Origin of the sequence: Pantoea sp. EKM10T (genome assembly GCF_011800685.1) — a bacterium.
GTDB classification, from domain to species: Bacteria; Pseudomonadota; Gammaproteobacteria; order Enterobacterales; family Enterobacteriaceae; genus Pantoea; species Pantoea agglomerans.
Window position 1 is genome coordinate 50,934 of sequence record NZ_JAALEU010000005.1, and the last position, 19,179, is coordinate 70,112.

Below are 19,179 nucleotides of genomic sequence, written 5' to 3' on the forward strand. Positions count from 1 at the left end.
GGACGTGAGGAATGAGCAGAAGACTGCTCAGAATCCGCATAAAAAACGAAATTCTGAGCAGCATATTGCACAGTTACTTATGGCGGTCGCGCAGGTTGTTGATCACGGCGCGGAAGTCGAGATCCTGATCCTGCAACAGCACCATCAGGTGATAGACCAGGTCAGAAGCTTCGTTGGTGAGTTCATCCCGATCATTGACCGTGGCGGCCAGTGCGGTTTCAACGCCTTCTTCACCCACTTTCTGCGCGATGCGTTTGGTGCCGCTGGCGTAGAGTCGTGCGGTGTAGGAGCTTTCAGGATCGGCGGTTTTACGCGAGGCCAGCAACTGCTCAAGCTGATAGAGGAACGTCCACTCAGGGACCGCCGGTGAGAAGCAGCTGGTGGTGCCCAGATGGCAGGTCGGGCCAATAGGATCCGCCAGCACTAACAGGGTGTCATTGTCGCAGTCAGGCGTGATGCTCACTACCTGCAAAAAGTTGCCGGAGGTTTCGCCTTTGGTCCACAAGCGATTTTTGGTGCGGGAGAAAAAGGTGACCTTGTTTTCTGCCAGCGTTTTTTCCAGCGCGGCCGGGTTCATGTAGCCATGCATCAGTACTTCGCCTGAGACGAAGTGCTGGACAATGACCGGCATCATGCCCTGTGTTTTATCCCAGTCGAGAAGAGCCTGTTGTTGTTCAGTTAGCACGCGCGAATCTCCACTCCGTTGTCGATCAGAAAGCTCTTCAGCTCACCAATATTAATAATCTGCTTATGGAATACCGAGGCGGCTAAAGCACCATCCACGTTAGCTTCGGTAAACGCATCCAGGAAGTGCTGCATGGTGCCTGCGCCGCCAGAGGCGATCAGGGGGACCTTGCAGACTTCACGCATTTTCTTCAGCTGCACCAGGTCATAGCCGTTACGCACGCCATCCTGATTCATCATGTTCAGCACGATCTCGCCTGCGCCCAGCTTCTGCACTTCCTGCACCCACTCCAGCGTTTCCCACTGCGTCACGCGGGTGCGCGCTTCGTCGCCGGTATACTGATTCACCTGATATTTACCGCTGGCTTCATCAAACCAGGTATCGATCCCGACCACAATACACTGCACGCCAAAACGGTCCGCGAGGCGGGTGATCAGCGTGGGGTCGGCCAGCGCCGGCGAGTTAATCGAAATTTTATCTGCGCCAAACTCCAGAATGCGCGCTGCGTCTTCCGGGGTTTTAATGCCGCCCGCGACGCAGAACGGGATATCGATTACTTCCGCAACCCGCGAGACCCAGCTTTTGTCGACGACCCGGCCATCGGATGAGGCGGTGATATCATAGAACACCAGCTCGTCGGCACCTTCGGCGGCATAGCGCTGCGCCAGCGGCACGATGTCGCCGATGATTTCGTGATTGCGAAACTGTACGCCTTTGACCACCTGGCCGTCACGTACGTCCAGGCAGGGAATTATCCGTTTTGCCAGCATGCGATCGCCTCCGAAACAGTGAATTTATCTTCCAGCAGCGCACGTCCAACAATCACGCCCTGAACGCCGCTGCCGCGCAGGGCGGCGATATCATTGAGGTCGCCAATGCCACCCGAGGACTGAAAAGCAATCGTCGGGAAGCGCGCCGTCACTTCCTGATAGAGCGCAACATTGGAGCCGCTCAGGGTGCCGTCGCGAGAAATGTCGGTGCACAGCACGTGCTTCAGGCCCACCTGCTGAAAGTCGGTAATCACCTCTTCCAGCGTGACACCCGCCGCTTCCTGCCAGCCACTGATTGCCACTTCTTTGCGGTTACTGGCATCAATGCGCACATCTAACGCAAGCACAATCGCCTCTGCGCCAAATTCCGCAAACCACCGTTTTACCTCTTCAGGCTGTTTCACCGCGGTGGAACCGACCACCACACGACTCGCTCCGGCTTCAAGCAGCGCATGAACATCGTCACGGCTGCGAATGCCGCCACCAACCTGCACCGTCACATCAACGCCATCCAGCAGGGTTTTCAGCAGCGCGATCTGGCGTTTTGCCGGATCTTTCGCGCCGGTTAAATCCACCAGATGCAGCACGGTCGCGCCCTGGCGAACGTAATCCTGCAGACGCGGCAGCGGATCGCTGCCGTAATCGCGCTGCTGTCCATAATCGCCCTGATGCAGACGAACCACTTTGCCGTCAATTAAATCTAACGCGGGGATAATCATTACATCTCCAGGAAGTTTTTCAGCAGCTGCGCGCCCGCTTTGCCCGAGCGTTCCGGGTGGAACTGGACGCCAAAGAAGTTATCTTTCTGCACCGCGGCGGTGAAAGCTTCACCGTAGTGACACTGGGCGATGGTGCTGGCGTTGACCGGCATGGCATAACTGTGGACGAAGTAGAAATAGCAGCCTTCGTCGATGCCACGGAACAGATGATTGCCCGCCTGCGCGGTAATCTGATTCCAGCCCATGTGCGGCAGCGGCAGGCCGTGCGTGTCCATTAATGACACCGGCTCATCGATAATCCCCAGCGTCGGCACGCCGCCGTTTTCATCGCTGCCGCGACCCAGCAGCTGCATACCCAGGCAGATCCCCAGCACCGGCTGGGTACAGGCTTTGACCAGATCGATCAGGTCACGCTCTTCCAGCTGATTCATTGCCGCCTGCGCGGTGCCGACGCCGGGCAGAAACAGTTTGTCGGCACGCAGCACCACATCGGGATCGCGGCTTACTTCCGGGGTGTAGCCCAGACGTTCAATCGCCCATTTCACCGACGACAGGTTGGCGCAACCGGTATCCATGATCACCACGTTCATCACAGCACTCCCTTCGAGCTCGGCAGCGTATTGCCCTCAACGCGGATCGCCTGACGCAGCGTACGGCCAAAGGCTTTAAACAGGCTCTCGACGCGGTGATGGTCATTCTTGCCTTTGGTTTTAAGATGCAGGGTGCTCATCATGGCGTAGGAGAGCGAGCTGAAGAAGTGCTCGACCATCTCGGTGCTGAGGTCGCCCACGCGCTGATAGTTGAACTCCGCTTTGAACTCGATGTGCGGACGGCCGGAGATATCCAGCGCGCAGCGCGCCAGACATTCATCCATCGGCAGCACAAAGCCAAAACGGCCAATGCCACGCTTGTCACCCAGCGCTTTCAGCAGCGCTTCGCCCAGTGCCAGACCGGTATCTTCCACCGTGTGGTGATCGTCAATATAGAGATCGCCTTTCACTTCGATATTCATGCGGAACCCGCCGTGCACGGCGATCTGGTCCAGCATGTGGTCGAAGAAACCCACGCCGGTATTAATCTTGCTGCCGCCTTCGCGATCCAGCCACAGTTCTACCCGCACCTGTGTCTCTTTGGTGTTGCGCTGCACCAGCGCATGGCGGTCACGCTGGGTCAGACGCTGCTGGATAGTCTGCCAGTTCTGGCCGTCAGCACCGTAGCGGATAGGCTGGATGCCCATGTTCTCCGCCAGCTGAACATCGGTCAGGCGATCGCCAATCACGTAGCTGTTGGCGGTATCCAGCGCGCCTTCGGCCAGCCAGGCTTCCACCATTCGGGTTTTTGGCTTGCGACAGTCGCAGTGATCGTCCGGCATGTGCGGGCAGATCAGCACATCGTCAAACGCAATGCCCTGCGAGGTCAGGATCTGCATCATCAGATTGTGCGGACCATCGAAATCGGCCTGCGGGAAACCCGGGGTGCCAAGACCATCCTGGTTAGTGATCATGACCAGGCGATAACCAGCGGCCTGCAGCGCCAGCAGCGCCGGGATAACATCTGGCTCAAACGCCAGCTTATCCATGCGGTCCACCTGATAATCTTCAGGCGGCTCAGAGATTAACGTACCGTCGCGGTCAATAAAAAGGGTCTTCTGGCTCATGCTTGCTCCACAGAAAAGGCTTGCAGCGCGGCGATCACTCGTTCGCACTCTTCACGCGTGCCGATGGAGATGCGCAGGCATCCCGACAGGCCCGGATTTTTGTTCTGATCACGCAGGATAATGCCCTGATCCCATAAGGTTTTGAAGACTTTTGGTGAATCGGTAAAGCGCGCCAGCACATAGTTGGTTTCACTGGAGAAAACCTGCTCAACGCAGGCCAGCTGAGTCAGTTCAACCTGCAGCCAGCTACGATTCTCATTCAGCTGTGCCACATGCTCACGCATCAGCGCAATTCCCTGGTCGCTCAGTGCCTGACCGGCGACATCGGCAACCGGTGTGGCCAGCGGGTAGGGCGCGATGACCTTCATCAGCAGGTCGATTACCGGCTTATTCGCCAGCGCAAAGCCGCAACGCAGGCCAGCCAGCGCAAAGGCTTTAGAAAGCGTACGCAGGATCACCAGATGCGGATAATCCTTCAGCCAGCCGGTCAGGGTCGCCTGCGGGCAGAACTCAATGTAGGCTTCATCTGCGACGACCAGCGCTTTACCGGCGGTCATTGCCAGCAGCTGACGGATGTCGTCCTGATTGATCAGGTTGCCGGTCGGGTTGTTCGGGCTGCAGAGGTAAACCACTTTGACGCCATCCAGCTGCTCTGCAATGGCAGGCAGGTTCAGCTGCCAGTCGGTCAGGGCCGGGACGGTGCGGTATTCAATGCCGATGGTTTCGGCGCTGACGCTGTACATGCCATAGGTCGGTGGACAGAACAGAATCGCATCCTGACCCGGCTCACAGAAGGCACGCATGATCAGTTCGATGGCTTCATCTGCGCCACGGCTCACCAGCACCTGCTCCGGCGTTAAGCCTGCATAAGCCGCGTAGCGCTCAATCACCAGTTTAGGCTGACATTCCGGATAGCGGTTCAGCGTCTGCTGCGACAGCTCAAACGGCACCGGCAGCGGAAATTCGTTGGCATTGAGCCAGACATCTCCGTTGCCACCCAGACGACGCGCCGACATATAGGGCGTCAGGGCGCGCACATTGGCGCGCGCCAGCTGCTCAATATCCTGACTCATGCTTGCTCCTTCAGTGCGGCAACGCGCAGGGTGACGGCATTCTTATGGGCATCCAGCTGCTCGGCGGCGGCCAGGGTTTCAATGGTGGCGGCCAGGTTCAGGAAGCCCTGCGGCGTCAGCTCCTGCACCGTCATGCGTTTCTGGAAATCGGCCAGGCCCAGGCTGGAACAGGTCGAGGTGTAACCGTAGGTCGGTAACACGTGATTGGTGCCAGAGGCGTAATCGCCCGCGGACTCCGGCGACCAGTCGCCTAAAAATACCGAACCGGCGCTGATGATCGACTCCACCAGATCGCGCGGCTGGCGCGTTTGCAGAATCAGGTGCTCCGGGCCGTAGAGATTAGAGATCGCGACACACTGCTCAAGGTCACGCGCCACGATCAGGCGGCTGCTTTCCAGCGCCTGACACGCTGTGGCAGCCCGCGGCAACTGCGCCAGCTGCTGCTCAACCGCGACCGCGACCGCCTCGGCCAGCTTTAATGAAGGCGTCAGCAGAATCACCTGCGAGTCGGGACCATGCTCTGCCTGTGAAAGCAAATCAGACGCGACAAACGCGGGCGTGGCGCCTTCATCCGCAATCACCAGCACTTCAGAAGGACCCGCTGGCATATCAATCGCCGCGCCATCGAGTCGCTGACTTACCTGACGTTTCGCTTCTGTCACCCAGGCGTTGCCCGGGCCAAAAATCTTATCCACGCGTGGCACGGTTTCGGTGCCGAAGGCCATCGCGGCGATGGCCTGCGCGCCGCCCACCTGGAACACCTCTTCTACGCCGCACAGCTGGGCGGCATACAGGATCTCATCGGCAATCGGCGGCGGCGAACAGAGCACCACGCGGCCACAGCCAGCGATACGGGCCGGGGTCGCCAGCATCAGCACGGTGGAGAAGAGCGGGGCGGAACCACCAGGAATATAGAGTCCGACCGATTTCACCGGACGGGTAATCTGCTGGCAGCGTACGCCTGGCTGGGTTTCCACATCCACTGGCGGCAGGATCTGCGCGTTGTGGAAGGTTTCGATATTGCCCACCGCGACAGCCATCGCCTGCTTCAGCTCGTCACTCAGACGTAAGCTGGCCTCTGCGATTTGCTGCGCGGTAACACGCAGGTTATCCACCTGCGCTTTGTCGAAGCGGGCGCTGAACTGGCGCAGAGCGTCATCACCGTTCAGCTTTACCTGCTCCAGCACATCGCGCACCGTCAGCGTCACGTTTTCAGAGGCGGCGATAGCAGGACGTAACAGCAGCGCCTGCTGCTGTTCGGGGGTGCACTGCTGCCACTCAATCGGGGTAGAAAAGGCCATGGCTTACTCCATCATCTTCTCAATAGGCAACACCAGAATCGAACTGGCACCCAGCGCTTTCAGTTTTTCCATGGTTTCCCAGAACAGGGTTTCGCTGCTGACCATGTGCATCGCCACGCGGCTGACATCGCCTGCCAGCGGCAGCACGGTCGGGCGCTCTGCGCCAGGCAGCAGGCTGATCACTTCTTCCAGGCGCTCACTTGGCGCGTGCAGCATGATGTACTTCGATTCACGCGCTTTAATCACACCCTGAATACGGGTCATCATCTTGTCGATCAGCTCCTGCTTGGCGGCAGGCATCTCGCCGTCACGCTGGATCAGCACCGCTTTTGAACGATAGATCACTTCAACTTCGCGCAGGCCATTGGCTTCCAGCGTAGCACCGGTAGAGACCAGATCGCAGATGGCGTCAGCCAGACCGGCGCGGGTCGCCACTTCTACGGAACCGTTCAGTAAACAGGTTTTAAAGCTGACGCCTTTTTTGTCGAGGTATTGTTTTAACAGGTGCGGATAGGAGGTGGCGATACGGGATTTATCCAGGCATTCCGGACCGGTGTACTCGGCATCTGTCGCCATCGCCAGTGACAGACGGCAACCGCCGAAGTCGAGGCGGCGCAGCGTAAAGTAGCGCGGATCTTCACCCTGGGCACGGCGCGACAGCAGCTCTTCTTCCAGTACGTTCTCGCCGATGATGCCTAAATCGACCACACCATCCATCACCAGGCCAGGAATATCGTCATCGCGTACGCGCAGGATGTCGATCGGCATGTTCTCCGCAAACGCAATCAGGCGCTGTTGCTGAAGGTTGATTTTAACGCCGCAGCGCGCCAGCAGTTCGCGTGAATCATCACTTAAACGGCCAGATTTCTGCATAGCTATGCGTAAACGGGTGTTATCTAACATGGTTCCTGTCCTCTTAATTCGGTCCTGAATGTGTGGTTACGTCAGCCCATAAAAAAACCCCCGGAAGACGATCTTCCGGGGGTTCTCTTGCGTTCACACCACTGGAAGATCTTGAAAGTCTTCCAGCACCAATCGCCTGAAAGACTAGTCAGGATGATGGTGGTGATGATGGTTGAACTGAACGCGTGTCATAATAATCTCGTCGATGAATGAGTATTCATTTGTGGGGTTTAACCTAGCGAAGATGGCTGCGCTTGGCAACACGTTTTTTAAACGGGCGGTTCGGAAAGCGCTGAAACAGGTTGTTCTGGTTTGCAATCCGGGGGCAAACTACGGTGAAGTCAGGGTTGATGTTTAACGTCAGGAGTCAAAATGAAGAAGGTCGCGATTGTGGGACTGGGCTGGTTAGGCATGCCGCTGGCCACGGCGTTAACGGCGCGAGGCTGGCAGGTCACCGGCAGCAAAACCACGCCAGACGGTGTAGACGCGGCACGCCGCTGCGGCATTGAGGCGTTCCAGCTGGAACTGACGCCGGAACTGCTCTGTGATGCTGCCGATATTGAGCCGCTATTCAACGTCGATGCGCTGATCGTTACACTGCCCGCCAGCCGCACTGCGGAAGGGGGCGAAGCCTATCTGCAGGCGGTGCAGAATGTGGTCGATACCGCGCTGGTTTATAAGGTACCGCGCATTATCTTTACCAGTTCCACCTCAGTCTATGGCAGCAGCGCCGGCGCTAAGCGGGAAAACAGCCCGCTGGACGCAGAAACGGTGGCCGGAAAGACGCTGGTTAAACTGGAGAACTGGCTGCACGATCTGCCAGGCACCAGCGTAGATATTGTGCGGCTGGCCGGTCTGGTCGGGCCAAAGCGCCATCCGGGACGCTTCCTCGCCGGCAAGCAGGATGTGGCCAATGGCTCGCAGGGCGTCAATCTGGTGCATCTGGATGATGTCGTTGAGGCGATCACGCTGCTACTGCAGTCACCCAAAGGGGGCCGGGTCTACAATCTGTGTGCCTCGAAACATCCCTCGCGTGACACCTTCTATCCTGCGGTCACGCACCAGCTTGGGCTGCAGCCGCCGCAGTTCGCACCCGAGGCGGAAAAGAATAGCGGCAAGCTGATTGATGGTTCCCGCATCTGTAGCGAACTCGGTTTTGAGTACCGCTATGACGACCCGATTAAAATGCCGCTGGAGTGATACGCGGCTGGCGCTGTTGCGGGGGCTGATTGCTCCCGCTCTGATATATAAGGGTTCTGCTCTTTTAATAGTTACAACATACTATAACAGTTTAAACTACAGGGCAGAATGTGCCCTGCTGAAAGACCTGTTTTCATCAGGCCAGACAGCCAGGTCTGGCCCTCAGCCTCACACCCCTAACCGATCCCTCAACGCATACCACACTGCGCCCATCGCCGTCAGCGGCACCTTAAATCGTCGCCCACCGGGAAACGGCAGGTGAGGCAGGCGGGCGAAGGCATCAAAACGCTCGGCGTCGCCGCGTAACACTTCGCTGATCAGCTTGCCGGAAAGATGCGTACTGGTTACGCCATGACCGCTGTCACCCTGCATAAAATAGACATTCTTCTCCAGTCGGCCAAACTGCGGCATGCGCGACAGCGTCAGCAGGAAATTGCCGCTCCAGCTGAAGTCCAGCTTCACGTTCTGCAACTGCGGGAAAGTGCGGCGCAGCCTGGGCCGGATCAACGCTTCAATATCGGCCGGTTCCCGTGCGCCATAAACCACGCCGCCGCCATAGAGCAGCCGGTTGTCCGCCGTCAGACGGAAGTAATCCAGCAGATAGTTACAATCTTCCACACAGTAGTTGTTCGGCATCAGCGACAACGCCTGGTCGGTTGACAGCGGTTCGGTTGCCACAATCTGCGATCCGCACGGCATGCTTTTCCTGCTCAGTCGCGGTTCCAGCTGCGGGGCCAGATAGGCATTCCCGGCGAAGATCACAAAGGTCGCGCTGACCTCGCCCTGGGCGGTTTTTACCCGGTTTGGTGTGCCATAAACCACACTGGTCGCCGCGGACTGTTCATAGATGCGTCCGCCATGTCGACGGATCGCCTCCGCTTCCCCCAGCGCCAGGTTCAGCGGATGCAGATGGCCGCCGCGCCGGTCCAGCAGCCCGCCAACGTAGCGTTCGGTGGCGACTTCACGGCGGATGGCTCGCTCATCCAGTAGTTCCAGATCATGATTCCCATACTGCTGCCATAACGCTTTCTGTTTTCGCAGATGCGCCATCTGACGTGCATTCAGGGCCGCAAAAACGCCGCCAGGCCGGTAATCGCAGTCGATCGCGTACCGCTTAATGCGATCGCGGATGATTTCAGCGCCTTCAAACATCATGCTGCCCAGCATACGGGCGCTCTCTTTACCGTAGCGCTGCTCAATCACATCCACGTCGCGACTGTAGGAGTTCACCACCTGACCACCGTTACGCCCGCTGGCACCAAAGCCGACCCGCGCCGCTTCCAGCACGACCACGTCATAGCCTACCTCGGTCAGATGCAGCGCCGCCGAAAGACCGGTGAAACCGCCGCCAATAATGCAGACGTCACACTGAATGCTCTCCTGTAATGTCGGCCAGGGCGCATGCGGATTGGCGGTCGCTGCGTAATAACTCTCCACGTAATTCATAACAATCTCCGGAATGCGCCTAAAAGTTGGCTGGCGTATGGGCACTGACAATGCGGCAGGGGATTTCAGCACGGTTGGTGAAACTGTGTGGTAAGCCCGTATCAATGACGTAGCTCTCTCCGGCGGAGAGATGATAGTGCTCTCCGTTGATGACCAGCGTAATCTCTCCTTCCAGCAGCGTGCCGGTCTCTTCGCCCGGATGACGCAGCTTCTCGCCGGTGCTGGCACCGGGTTGATAAGTTTCCAGCAGCATGCCCAGCGTGCGCTGTGCACGGCCATTGTCGATAAGCTTCAGCGAAACCCCCTGACTGCCAATCTCCAGCAGGTCGCTGGCGCGGACAATGACCTTAGGTTCCGCATCCGGTTTGGGTTCCGAGAAGAACTCTGACAGCGAGAGCCCATAGACTTTCAGCAGCTTCTGCAGGGTGCTGACCGCCGGGCTGACCTTATCCTGTTCAATGGTGCTGATGGCGCTGTGGGTCAGTCCGGCCAGTTCGGCGACACGGCGTTGCGACAGCCCCAGTGTCTGCCGGATCTGCGCCAGCCGTCGTCCCGGCGCCAGCGTGGCATCACTCATTTTCTTTTTCCTTGTGATAACGAATGGCGGCCTGAATAAAGCCACTGAAGAGCGCCTGCGATCCCGCCGTGTGTTCCGGCTGCCACTCGGGATGCCACTGCACCGCCAGGGCGAAGGGATGATGGCGCAGACTCACCGCCTCAATCAGGCCATCCGGCGCGCGCGCTTCAACGCGCAACTGCGGGCCCGGTTCGCGTACCCCCTGATGATGCAGTGAATTGACCGCCAGCGGACTGTTGCTGTCCAGCAGCGTCGCCAGCAGGCCGTCGGGTTCAATAGTGATTGGATGCGCCTGAGCATACTGCTGCTCCAGCGGCAGCGTCTCATCTTCATGGTGACGCTGAAACGACGGCTGCCCGCTGAGCTCCCGCCACAGCGCACCGCCATTTGCCACCACCAGCTCCTGCAGCCCACGGCAGATCCCGAACATCGGCATCTTGTGGCTGGTGGCCCAGGTGATCAGCTGAAAGGCGAGATGGTCACGGCCCGGATCGGCATGCAGCTCTTCGCCAGCCTCGCCATAATGCCAGGGTTCGATATTGCTGGGGCTGCCGGTCAGCAGCAGGCCATCCAGAACAGCCATAGCGTTTTCTAATAGATGAGGCGCATTCATCAGACTGTGGGGCAGGGCCAGCGGTACGCCACCCGCAAGGACAACCGCATCGGTATACTTATTGTGAACCGTCTGGCTCGGATGGCCGCCCAGATCCTTCTGGCACATCACTACGCCAATCAACGGCTTGTCAAAAATAATGCCCATCTCACGTCCTCGCATCGCTGTTCGAAATATCTACCGAAAGGGCACGTCTGGCGGTTAAGTGTGCAATATTTTTTCAATCTAGCAATCTGCTGTTTGTTCTTCAAACAGATTTGTTACATTTGCACACTTTTTATGTTGGCGCTATGTTAGTGGTGTGGCTGTTATTTTGAGCATTACGCAAACCTAATAGGGGCGGGTGAGATCATGACTAACCTGGTAGAAGTGGAAGACTTCACGCTTCACAGTGAAGAGAAACGAACCAGCGCGTTCCAGCTTGAGGTGAAAACCTGGCTGGAGCGCCATCCTGACACGCAGTATGTCGACATCCTGTTAAATGATTTAAATGGTGTGTTCCGCGGCAAGCGCATTCCGGTCTCTGCGCTGCCTAAGCTGGAAAAAGGGTGTTATTTCCCCGCCTCGGTGTTTGCCATGGATATCCTCGGCAACACAGTAGAAGAAGCGGGACTCGGTCAGTCACTGGGCGAACCCGATAATCTCTGCCTGCCCGTCACCGGTACTTTAGTTCCCTCCGCGTCTGACCCTCAGCACATTGCGCAACTGCTGTTAACCATGTGCAACCAAGATGGCACTCCCTTTGACGTTGAACCCCGAAATGTCCTTAACCGGCTGTGGCAACAGCTGCGTAACCGAGGTCTGTTCCCGGTGGTAGCGGTAGAGCTGGAGTTCTATCTGGTGGACAAAAAGCGCGATGCCGAAGGCTTTATCCAGCCGCCGTGTTCGCCCGGCAGTGATGAACGCAATATGCAGAGCCAGGTCTACTCGGTAGATAACCTCGATCATTTCGCCGATGTGCTGCGTGACATCGACGATCTGGCCCGTCAGCAGGGCATCCCGGCCGATGGTGCGCTGGCGGAAGCCTCGCCCGGACAGTTTGAAATTAACCTGCATCATACCCGCGACGTGCTGCGGGCCTGCGACCATGCGGTGCAGCTGAAACGCCTGATTCGTCAGGTGGCGGAAAACCACGGTATGACCGCGACGTTTATGGCGAAGCCCTATGAGGAGTACGCGGGCAGCGGCATGCATGTGCATATCAGCATGCTGGATGCCGCCGATCATAACGCCTTCGCCTGCGATGACGGCAGTGATTCGCCGCTGATGAAACGGGCGCTGGCCGGGATGATCGATCTGATGCCCGCCTCAATGGCGTTGCTGGCACCCAATGTGAATGCCTATCGCCGTTTTGTTCCGGACGCCTATGTGCCGTTGCAGGCATCGTGGGGCCATAACAACCGGACCGTTGCGCTGCGGGTGCCGTGCGGGGATATCGACAATCATCGTATTGAGTACCGGGTTGCGGGCGCGGATGCTAATCCCTACCTGGTGGTATCGGCTATTCTTGCGGGGATGCTGCATGGGCTGGATACCCAGTTGCCGTTGCCCCATCCGGTCACCGGCAACGGTCACCATGCCGAGGGTCTGGCACTGCCGATCCGCCAGAGCGATGCGCTGTATGAGTTTGACAACAGCTATCCGCTGCAGAAGTTACTGGGCGAACGCTTTGCCAGTGTCTGGCACAGCTGTAAGCATCATGAACTGATGCAGTTTGAACGGCTGATTACGTCGACCGAGATTGACTGGATGCTGAAAAATGCCTGACAGGTTTTTTTACCTGTCATCTGACGCGCTTTTTTTTGCATAAGATGCCCCGATGGCTTGTATTCCTGCCACGGGTTAGGGCAGAATACGCGGCCTGCAAAATCAGATGATAACCGACGCTAACCGCGCCGGTTATTTTTTTGCATCCAGTTTTATTAGAGCGTTTTTTGCTGACTTAACCGAGGCCGGGCACGCACCCGGATAGATAAACACTGAAAACACGCATAAGCGTGAGATTGAGGATTACAAAGATGGGGATGTTTTACACTCTGCCAGCCAACGCTGGTACGCGTTTTCGTGATGACTACGGCGCCGCGTTAACCGCTAACCTTACTCCCTGTCGCTTAATGCGCAGTTGCCCTGTGACCCAGCCCAGCCAGGTTGTCGCACATGGGGGACTGAAGCATGTCGCTTAATACCTCCGCCGCACCGCAGCGTGCGCAACTCAAAAAAACACTCACGTTACTTCCGGTCGTCATGATGGGCTTAGCCTACATGCAGCCTATGACCCTGTTCGATACCTTTGGCATCGTTTCCGGGCTGACCGAAGGTCACGTCGCCACCGCTTATGCTTTCGCGCTGATTGCGATTCTGTTCACTGCCGTGAGTTACGGTAAGCTGGTACGCCGCTTCCCCTCTGCGGGCTCCGCTTATACCTACGCTCAGAAGGCGATCAGTCCGCACGTCGGCTTTATGGTCGGCTGGTCATCACTGCTGGACTACCTGTTCATGCCGATGATCAACATCCTGCTGGCTAAAAACTATTTCGAATCGCTGGTGCCGGGCATCCCGTCGTGGATTTTTGTGGTGTTGCTGGTCGGGTTTATGACGCTCTCTAACCTCAAGGGCATCAAAACCGTCGCCAACTTCAACAGTGTGATTGTGGTGCTGCAGGTGGTTGTCATGGTCGGGATTACCGCGATGGTAATCTACGGTGTGGCAAGCGGCGTGGGTTCCGGCACGCTGGTGAGCAGCCGTCCATTCTGGTCTGAGAATGCGCATGTGGTGCCGATGATTACCGGTGCGACGATACTCTGTTTCTCGTTCCTCGGCTTTGATGGCATCAGTTCGCTGTCGGAAGAGACCAAAGATGCAGAACGCACCATTCCGCGCGCTATTTTCCTGACCGCGCTGATTGGTGGGGTGATCTTTATCGCGGCATCTTACTTCCTGCAGCTCTACTTCCCGGACATCACACGCTTCCAGCACCCGGACTCATCGCAGCCTGAAATCATGCTGTTCGTGGCCGGTAAAGCGTTGCAGGTCGGCATCCTGATCTTCTCGGTGGTCACGGTGCTGGCATCCGGTATGGCGGCGCACGCTGGCGTCTCGCGTCTGATGTATGTGATGGGCCGTGATGGTGTGTTCCCGGAGCGTTTCTTCGGTTACATCCATCCGAAATGGCGTACCCCGTCGCTCAACGTGCTGCTGGTGGGTGCGATTGCGCTGATGGCGATTAACTTCGACCTGGTGACCGCAACCGCGCTGATTAACTTTGGTGCGCTGGTGGCGTTTACCTTCGTTAACCTGTCGGTGATTGCGCAGTTCTGGGTCCGTGAGAAGCGTAACCGCACGCTGAAAGATCACGTTCAGTATCTGCTGCTGCCGCTGCTTGGCGCGCTGACGGTGGGAGCGCTGTGGGTGAATCTGGAAGAGAGTTCTATGGAGCTGGGCCTGATCTGGGCCGCCATCGGGATTATCTACCTGGCGTTCGTAACCCGCAGCTTCCGTAATCCGGTGCCGCAGTTCAGCGAAGAAGTTTAATCACGCTCACGTTGCCGCCTTCCCGGTCTCAGGGAAGGCGGCGACAGCTTAACCAGCCAGTACCAGTTCACAGCTCCCCGCACTTAACAGCTCCCGCGCCGACTCACTCAGATGCGTGTCTGTCACTACCCGATCAAAGCTCTCCAGAGGTAAAGCCAGAAACGTCGCGATCCTGTTGTACTTCGAACTGTCACTCAGCAATACCCGCTTACTGCTCACCTCACTCACCGCCTGCTTCACCATCACTTTATCTTCATCCGGCGTAAACAAGCCACGCGGCCCCCAGCAGGAGGCGGAAATAAAGGCAATATCAATGGCCAGATGACGCAGGCTGCGTGCCGCCGACTCGCCGACACAGGAGCGGTTCTCCCGGCATACGGTGCCGCCCGTGTGAATAACCCGGCACTGACTGGCCTCCATCAGCAGATTCGCCACCATAAAATCATTGGTCACCACCAGCAAATCATCGCGATCCACCACTTCTCTTGCCAGCGCTAACGTTGTGGTGCCGGCATCCAGGTAGATGCAGCTGTTACGGGGGATCTGTCGGGCGGCGGTGCGGCCAATGGCGCGCTTCTCCTCGTTGTAGAGGGCGCTTTTCGTCAGATGTGACGGCTCAGCCGCCAGCCGGTCGGCTGAGCGCACGCCGCCGGAGACCGACAACACGGCCCCTTGCTCCTCCAGTTTCTGCACATCACGGCGTATGGTCATGTGTGACACACCCAGTCGTTCAGTGAGTTCTGCAATGCTCACCACGCCACGATCGGCCACCAGCGCAAGAATCTGTTGATGACGTTCAACCGGAATCATATCGGCTCCCTGATAATTACCATTTTTTCACATTATAAAGTATCTGCCGGATAACCAGAACAAATAATAACAGCGGTAATCCCGGCAACGGCGGCGCTAACTGCACTGCGGCAGGGCCAGTGCTGCCAATCTGGCAATGTTAAAAATTGTTCTGGTTCACATCGGGACTATTTTTTTGTGAGCGGCAACACATTTTTGCCGGCAGTAAACTGGCAGGATTAACAGTAACAAACAAATAATCACTTAAATTAACAGTGGAGGCGTATCGTGCCAGCTGAAAATATTTGCGTTATCGGGTTAGGTTCCATGGGCATGGGTGCCGCGAAATCCTGCCTGCGTGCCGGTCTCAATACCTGGGGTGTCGATTTGAATCCCGCCGCGCTTGAGAACTTACGCCAGGCAGGCGCGCGTGATGCTCAGCCTTCAGCATCCGCCTTTGCAGACCTGCTTGATGCCGTTTTACTGCTGGTGGTAAATGCGCAGCAGGTTAACGCCATTCTGTTTGGTGAAGAGGGCCTGGCCGCAAAACTGCGTCCCGGCACCGTGGTCATGGTCTCATCCACATTGTCCGCCCGGGATGCGCAGCAGATTGAACAACAGCTGGCGCAATATCAGCTGCTGATGCTGGATGCACCGGTCTCCGGCGGTGCCGCTAAAGCGGCCAGCGGTGAGATGACGGTGATGGCTTCCGGCAGTGAAGCAGCCTTTACGCAACTGCAATCTGTACTGGATGCCGTGGCAGCCAAAGTGTATCGCGTGGGCAGTGAGATCGGCCTCGGGTCAACCGTCAAAATTATCCATCAGCTGCTGGCAGGTGTTCACATCGCGGTCGGGGCAGAAGCGATGGCGCTGGCGGCGCGTGCCGGCATCCCGCTGGAAACCATGTATGAAGTGGTCACCAACGCCGCAGGCAATTCGTGGATGTTCGAAAACCGCATGCGGCATGTGGTGGATGGCGATTATAGCCCGAAATCGGCGGTCGATATCTTTGTGAAAGATCTCAACCTGGTAGCCGATACCGCGAAATCCCTGCACTTCCCGCTGCCGCTGGCCTCAACCGCCCTCAATATGTTCACCGAAGCCAGCAACGCCGGTTACGGCCGTGAAGATGACAGTGCAGTGATTAAAATCTTCAGCGGCATCACGCTGCCGCAGGCAGAGGAGAAAATCTGATGCGGCTTGGCGTGATAGCGGACGATTTTACCGGTGCGACTGACATCGCCAGTTTTCTGGTGCAGAACGGGCTGACCACCATTCAGTTCAACGGCATTCCTGACAGCGAGGAAATCACAGAGGCGCAGGCGATTGTGATCAGCCTGAAGAGCCGCTCCTGTCCGGCAGACCAGGCGGTTGCTCAGTCGCTGGCTGCGCTGGCCTGGCTGCAGAAGCAGGGCTGTGAGCGCTTCTACTTCAAATATTGCTCCACCTTCGACAGCACCGCGCAGGGCAATATCGGTCCGGTAACCGACGCCCTGCTGCAGGCGCTGGGTGAAACGCAGACGGTAATCTGTCCGGCGCTGCCGGTGAATGGCCGCACCGTTTATCAGGGCCACCTGTTTGTCGGCGATCAGCTGCTGTCAGATTCCGGTATGCGGCATCATCCGGTCACACCGATGCACGACAGCAACCTGCTGCGGCTGATGACATCACAGGCGACGGGCAAAGCCGGGCTGATCGCTGCGGCACAGGTCGATCAGGGCGCTGAGTCAGTACGGCAGGCGCTGTGTCAGCTGGCGGCGCAGGGGATCAACTACGTCGTAACTGACGTCCTGCATCAGGAACATCTGTTGACCCTGGGCGAAGCACTGAGCGATCTGCGCCTGGTCACTGGCGGTTCCGGGCTGGCCATCGGTCTGGCACGGCAGTGGGCAGCGACTCAGAGTGATGCAAAAGCGGAGCAGGCAGGCCGTCCGCAGGGCGATCGCGCCGTGGTGCTTTCCGGCTCCTGTTCTCAGATGACCAATCGTCAGGTCGCCGCGTACCGCCAGTTGGCACCGGCCTGCGAAGTTGAGACTGAACGCTGCCTGGAAGATGCCGGGGCTTATGCCAGACAGTTATGCGACTGGGTGGAAGCGAACAGCGATCAGACGCTGGCACCCCTGCTGTTTGCCACCGCTGACGCGCAACAATTGCAGGCGATTCAACAGCGTTATGGTGCTCAGCGCAGCAGCGAAGCGGTTGAGCAACTGTTTGCTGCCGTCACCCGCGAGCTGAAACGGCGCGGATGGCAGCGCTTTATCGTGGCGGGTGGCGAAACCTCCGGCGTGGTCGCGCAGAGCCTGGGTGTGACGGCCTTTCATATCGGCCCGACGATTTCGCCCGGCGTGCCCTGGGTGCGCGACATTCATCAGCCGCTCTCTCTGGCACTGAAATCGGGCAATTTTGGCGATGAAGATTTCTTCCGCCGCGCGCAAACGGAGTTTACTGATGTCTGAATCTTTCTCTTTAACAGAACAGCAGGCGCGTGACGAGATGGTGCGTCTTGGCGCTTCGTTCTTTCAGCGCGGCTATGCCACCGGCTCGGCGGGCAACCTCTCAATGTTGCTGGAGGATGGCAATCTGCTGGCGACACCCACCGGTTCATGCCTGGGTGAATTACAGGGTGACCGGCTGGCCAAAGTCACGCCTGACGGCGAATGGATCTCAGGCGATAAACCCTCCAAAGAGATTGCGTTTCACCGCGCGCTCTATCTGAATAATCCCGACTGCAGGGCGGTAGTGCATCTGCATAGCCACTACCTGACGGCGCTCTCCTGTTTACAGGGACTGGACACGGACAACTGCATCCGTCCTTTTACCCCCTATGTGGTGATGCGTGTCGGTGATGTGCCGGTTGTGCCTTACTACAAGCCGGGTGATGGGCGACTGGCCGAGGATCTCGCGGCGCTGGCTCCACGTTACCGTGCCTTCCTGCTGGCGAATCATGGCCCGGTGGTAGTGGGGAAATCGTTGCAGGAAGCGGCAGACAACACTGAAGAGCTGGAGGAGACCGCCCGGCTGATCTTTACCCTGGGCGACCGCCCGATCCGTTATCTCAATGATGCCGAAGTGGCAGAATTAAGGAGCCGATAATGCCGAAGTTTGCTGCTAACCTTTCGACGCAATTTACTGAATTGCCGTTTGCTGAACGCTTCGCTGCAGCGGCGAAAGCCGGTTTCACTGCCGTCGAATTTCTGTTTCCTTATGACTATCCCGCCACGCAGATCAAGCAGTGGCTCGATGATAACCAGCTGGAACTGGTGCTGTTTAATACCGCACCCGGCAACGTCGCAGCGGGTGAGTGGGGCGTTTCGGCCATCCCCGGACGGGAAGCAAAAGCAAAGGCGGATATCGATCGCGCCCTGAGCTATGCGCTGGCGCTGAACTGCCCGCAGGTGCACATCATGGCGGCGACGGTGCCGCCCGACGCTGACCGTCAGCGCTACGTTGAGACCTTTATCAGCAATATGCGTTATGCGGCTGAGCGCTTTGCGCCGCACGGCATCATCCTGCTGATTGAGGCGCTGAATCCCACAACCAAACCCAACTATCTTTATGCCAGCCAGTATCAGACGCTGGAGATGGTCGAACAGATCGATCGACCCAATGTCTTCACTCAGCTCGACCTGTTCCATGCGCAACGGGTGGATGGCAACCTCAGCCATCTGATTCGCCACTATGCCGGACGCTATCGGCACGTGCAGATTGCTTCGGCACCGGATCGTCATGAACCGGATGAGGGTGAAATCAATTACCCCTATCTCTACTCACTGCTGGATGAGGTCGGCTATTCCGGCTGGGTGGGCTGCGAATATATCCCGCGCGGCAGCACTACCGCTGGTCTTGGCTGGTTTGCGCCCTGGGCGAGAAAAACCTGATTTAACGGGCTTAAAAAACCGGTGTTTCGGCACCGGT

The 19,179-nt window shown here is 57.7% G+C and carries 20 protein-coding genes and 1 other annotated feature; of the genes, 7 read left to right on the forward strand and 13 right to left on the reverse strand.

Annotated features, from left to right (window positions below; all coding sequences use genetic code 11):
* Nucleotides 1-73 precede the first annotated feature (73 nt).
* The 9 genes from hisIE to hisL all read right to left on the reverse strand — a co-directional run bounded on the left by hisIE (nucleotide 74) and on the right by hisL (nucleotide 7,300).
* The gene (gene hisIE / locus HFD95_RS10925) at nucleotides 74-685 is read right to left on the reverse strand and encodes a bifunctional phosphoribosyl-AMP cyclohydrolase/phosphoribosyl-ATP diphosphatase HisIE (protein WP_033767786.1); all 612 of its coding nucleotides are present in this window, start codon (nucleotides 683-685) and stop codon (nucleotides 74-76) included.
* Nucleotides 679-1,455 carry an imidazole glycerol phosphate synthase subunit HisF gene (gene hisF / locus HFD95_RS10930; RefSeq protein ID WP_010248068.1) on the reverse strand — a complete coding sequence of 259 codons (777 nt, stop codon included), beginning with the start codon at nucleotides 1,453-1,455 and terminating at the stop codon, nucleotides 679-681. The genes hisIE and hisF overlap by 7 nt, the downstream gene beginning before the upstream one ends.
* Nucleotides 1,437-2,174, reverse strand: coding sequence for a 1-(5-phosphoribosyl)-5-[(5-phosphoribosylamino)methylideneamino]imidazole-4-carboxamide isomerase (hisA, locus tag HFD95_RS10935; protein ID WP_031591331.1), 738 nt, complete (start codon nucleotides 2,172-2,174; stop codon nucleotides 1,437-1,439). Before hisA ends, hisF begins: the two co-directional genes overlap by 19 nt.
* Nucleotides 2,174-2,764, reverse strand: a complete 591-nt coding sequence (hisH, locus tag HFD95_RS10940; RefSeq protein ID WP_008926061.1) for an imidazole glycerol phosphate synthase subunit HisH — start codon at nucleotides 2,762-2,764, stop codon at nucleotides 2,174-2,176. Before hisH ends, hisA begins: the two co-directional genes overlap by 1 nt.
* A complete protein-coding gene (hisB, locus tag HFD95_RS10945) occupies nucleotides 2,764-3,831 on the reverse strand; it encodes a bifunctional histidinol-phosphatase/imidazoleglycerol-phosphate dehydratase HisB (protein ID WP_010670960.1) in 1,068 nt (355 codons plus the stop codon). Before hisB ends, hisH begins: the two co-directional genes overlap by 1 nt.
* On the reverse strand, nucleotides 3,828-4,904 hold the full coding sequence (gene hisC / locus HFD95_RS10950) for a histidinol-phosphate transaminase (RefSeq protein WP_158149181.1): 1,077 nt from the start codon (nucleotides 4,902-4,904) through the stop codon (nucleotides 3,828-3,830). Before hisC ends, hisB begins: the two co-directional genes overlap by 4 nt.
* Nucleotides 4,901-6,205 (reverse strand): histidinol dehydrogenase, encoded by a 1,305-nt coding sequence (gene hisD, locus HFD95_RS10955; RefSeq protein ID WP_167430224.1) that lies wholly within the window; start codon nucleotides 6,203-6,205, stop codon nucleotides 4,901-4,903. Before hisD ends, hisC begins: the two co-directional genes overlap by 4 nt.
* A gap of 3 nt (nucleotides 6,206-6,208) precedes the next feature.
* Nucleotides 6,209-7,108, reverse strand: coding sequence for an ATP phosphoribosyltransferase (gene hisG / locus HFD95_RS10960; protein ID WP_004571317.1), 900 nt, complete (start codon nucleotides 7,106-7,108; stop codon nucleotides 6,209-6,211).
* A gap of 48 nt (nucleotides 7,109-7,156) precedes the next feature.
* Nucleotides 7,157-7,277: a sequence feature (His leader region), on the reverse strand.
* Nucleotides 7,253-7,300: a his operon leader peptide gene (hisL, locus tag HFD95_RS10965; RefSeq protein ID WP_100396937.1), complete on the reverse strand. Its 48-nt coding sequence runs from the start codon at nucleotides 7,298-7,300 to the stop codon at nucleotides 7,253-7,255. Its footprint overlaps the feature before it by 25 nt.
* Before the next feature lie 180 nt (nucleotides 7,301-7,480).
* On the opposite strand from hisL, the gene HFD95_RS10970 reads away from it, so the two are divergent.
* The gene (locus HFD95_RS10970; RefSeq protein ID WP_022625005.1) at nucleotides 7,481-8,308 is read left to right on the forward strand and encodes an SDR family oxidoreductase; all 828 of its coding nucleotides are present in this window, start codon (nucleotides 7,481-7,483) and stop codon (nucleotides 8,306-8,308) included.
* 168 nt (nucleotides 8,309-8,476) lie between these two features.
* Here the strand turns inward: HFD95_RS10970 and HFD95_RS10975 are convergent, their stop codons facing one another.
* From HFD95_RS10975 to puuD, 3 genes are read right to left on the reverse strand one after another with little or no spacing between them, the layout of a single operon-like run.
* Entirely contained in the window at nucleotides 8,477-9,754 is a 1,278-nt protein-coding gene (locus tag HFD95_RS10975) for an FAD-binding oxidoreductase (RefSeq protein WP_022625004.1), read from the reverse strand.
* A 19-nt stretch (nucleotides 9,755-9,773) separates the two neighbouring features.
* A complete protein-coding gene (gene puuR / locus HFD95_RS10980; protein WP_010670955.1) occupies nucleotides 9,774-10,331 on the reverse strand; it encodes an HTH-type transcriptional regulator PuuR in 558 nt (185 codons plus the stop codon).
* Nucleotides 10,324-11,091 carry a gamma-glutamyl-gamma-aminobutyrate hydrolase gene (puuD, locus tag HFD95_RS10985; RefSeq protein WP_045140279.1) on the reverse strand — a complete coding sequence of 256 codons (768 nt, stop codon included), beginning with the start codon at nucleotides 11,089-11,091 and terminating at the stop codon, nucleotides 10,324-10,326. Before puuD ends, puuR begins: the two co-directional genes overlap by 8 nt.
* Nucleotides 11,092-11,292: 201 nt before the next feature.
* On the opposite strand from puuD, the gene HFD95_RS10990 reads away from it, so the two are divergent.
* Together HFD95_RS10990 and HFD95_RS10995 are read left to right on the forward strand one after the other, a co-directional pair.
* On the forward strand, nucleotides 11,293-12,711 hold the full coding sequence (locus tag HFD95_RS10990) for a glutamine synthetase family protein (RefSeq protein WP_029519400.1): 1,419 nt from the start codon (nucleotides 11,293-11,295) through the stop codon (nucleotides 12,709-12,711).
* A 405-nt stretch (nucleotides 12,712-13,116) separates the two neighbouring features.
* Nucleotides 13,117-14,475 carry an APC family permease gene (locus HFD95_RS10995; protein ID WP_010248042.1) on the forward strand — a complete coding sequence of 453 codons (1,359 nt, stop codon included), beginning with the start codon at nucleotides 13,117-13,119 and terminating at the stop codon, nucleotides 14,473-14,475.
* A gap of 48 nt (nucleotides 14,476-14,523) precedes the next feature.
* Here the strand turns inward: HFD95_RS10995 and ygbI are convergent, their stop codons facing one another.
* On the reverse strand, nucleotides 14,524-15,285 hold the full coding sequence (gene ygbI / locus HFD95_RS11000; RefSeq protein ID WP_033758363.1) for a DNA-binding transcriptional repressor YgbI: 762 nt from the start codon (nucleotides 15,283-15,285) through the stop codon (nucleotides 14,524-14,526).
* A gap of 267 nt (nucleotides 15,286-15,552) precedes the next feature.
* On the opposite strand from ygbI, the gene ltnD reads away from it, so the two are divergent.
* From ltnD to HFD95_RS11020, 4 genes are read left to right on the forward strand one after another with little or no spacing between them, the layout of a single operon-like run.
* Nucleotides 15,553-16,458, forward strand: coding sequence for an L-threonate dehydrogenase (gene ltnD / locus HFD95_RS11005; RefSeq protein WP_167430225.1), 906 nt, complete (start codon nucleotides 15,553-15,555; stop codon nucleotides 16,456-16,458).
* On the forward strand, nucleotides 16,458-17,720 hold the full coding sequence (otnK, locus tag HFD95_RS11010; RefSeq protein WP_167430226.1) for a 3-oxo-tetronate kinase: 1,263 nt from the start codon (nucleotides 16,458-16,460) through the stop codon (nucleotides 17,718-17,720). Before ltnD ends, otnK begins: the two co-directional genes overlap by 1 nt.
* On the forward strand, nucleotides 17,713-18,357 hold the full coding sequence (locus HFD95_RS11015) for an aldolase (RefSeq protein WP_010248031.1): 645 nt from the start codon (nucleotides 17,713-17,715) through the stop codon (nucleotides 18,355-18,357). The genes otnK and HFD95_RS11015 overlap by 8 nt, the downstream gene beginning before the upstream one ends.
* Nucleotides 18,357-19,142, forward strand: coding sequence for an HPr family phosphocarrier protein (locus tag HFD95_RS11020; protein WP_167430227.1), 786 nt, complete (start codon nucleotides 18,357-18,359; stop codon nucleotides 19,140-19,142). Before HFD95_RS11015 ends, HFD95_RS11020 begins: the two co-directional genes overlap by 1 nt.
* The last annotated feature ends 37 nt before the right edge of the window (nucleotides 19,143-19,179 follow it).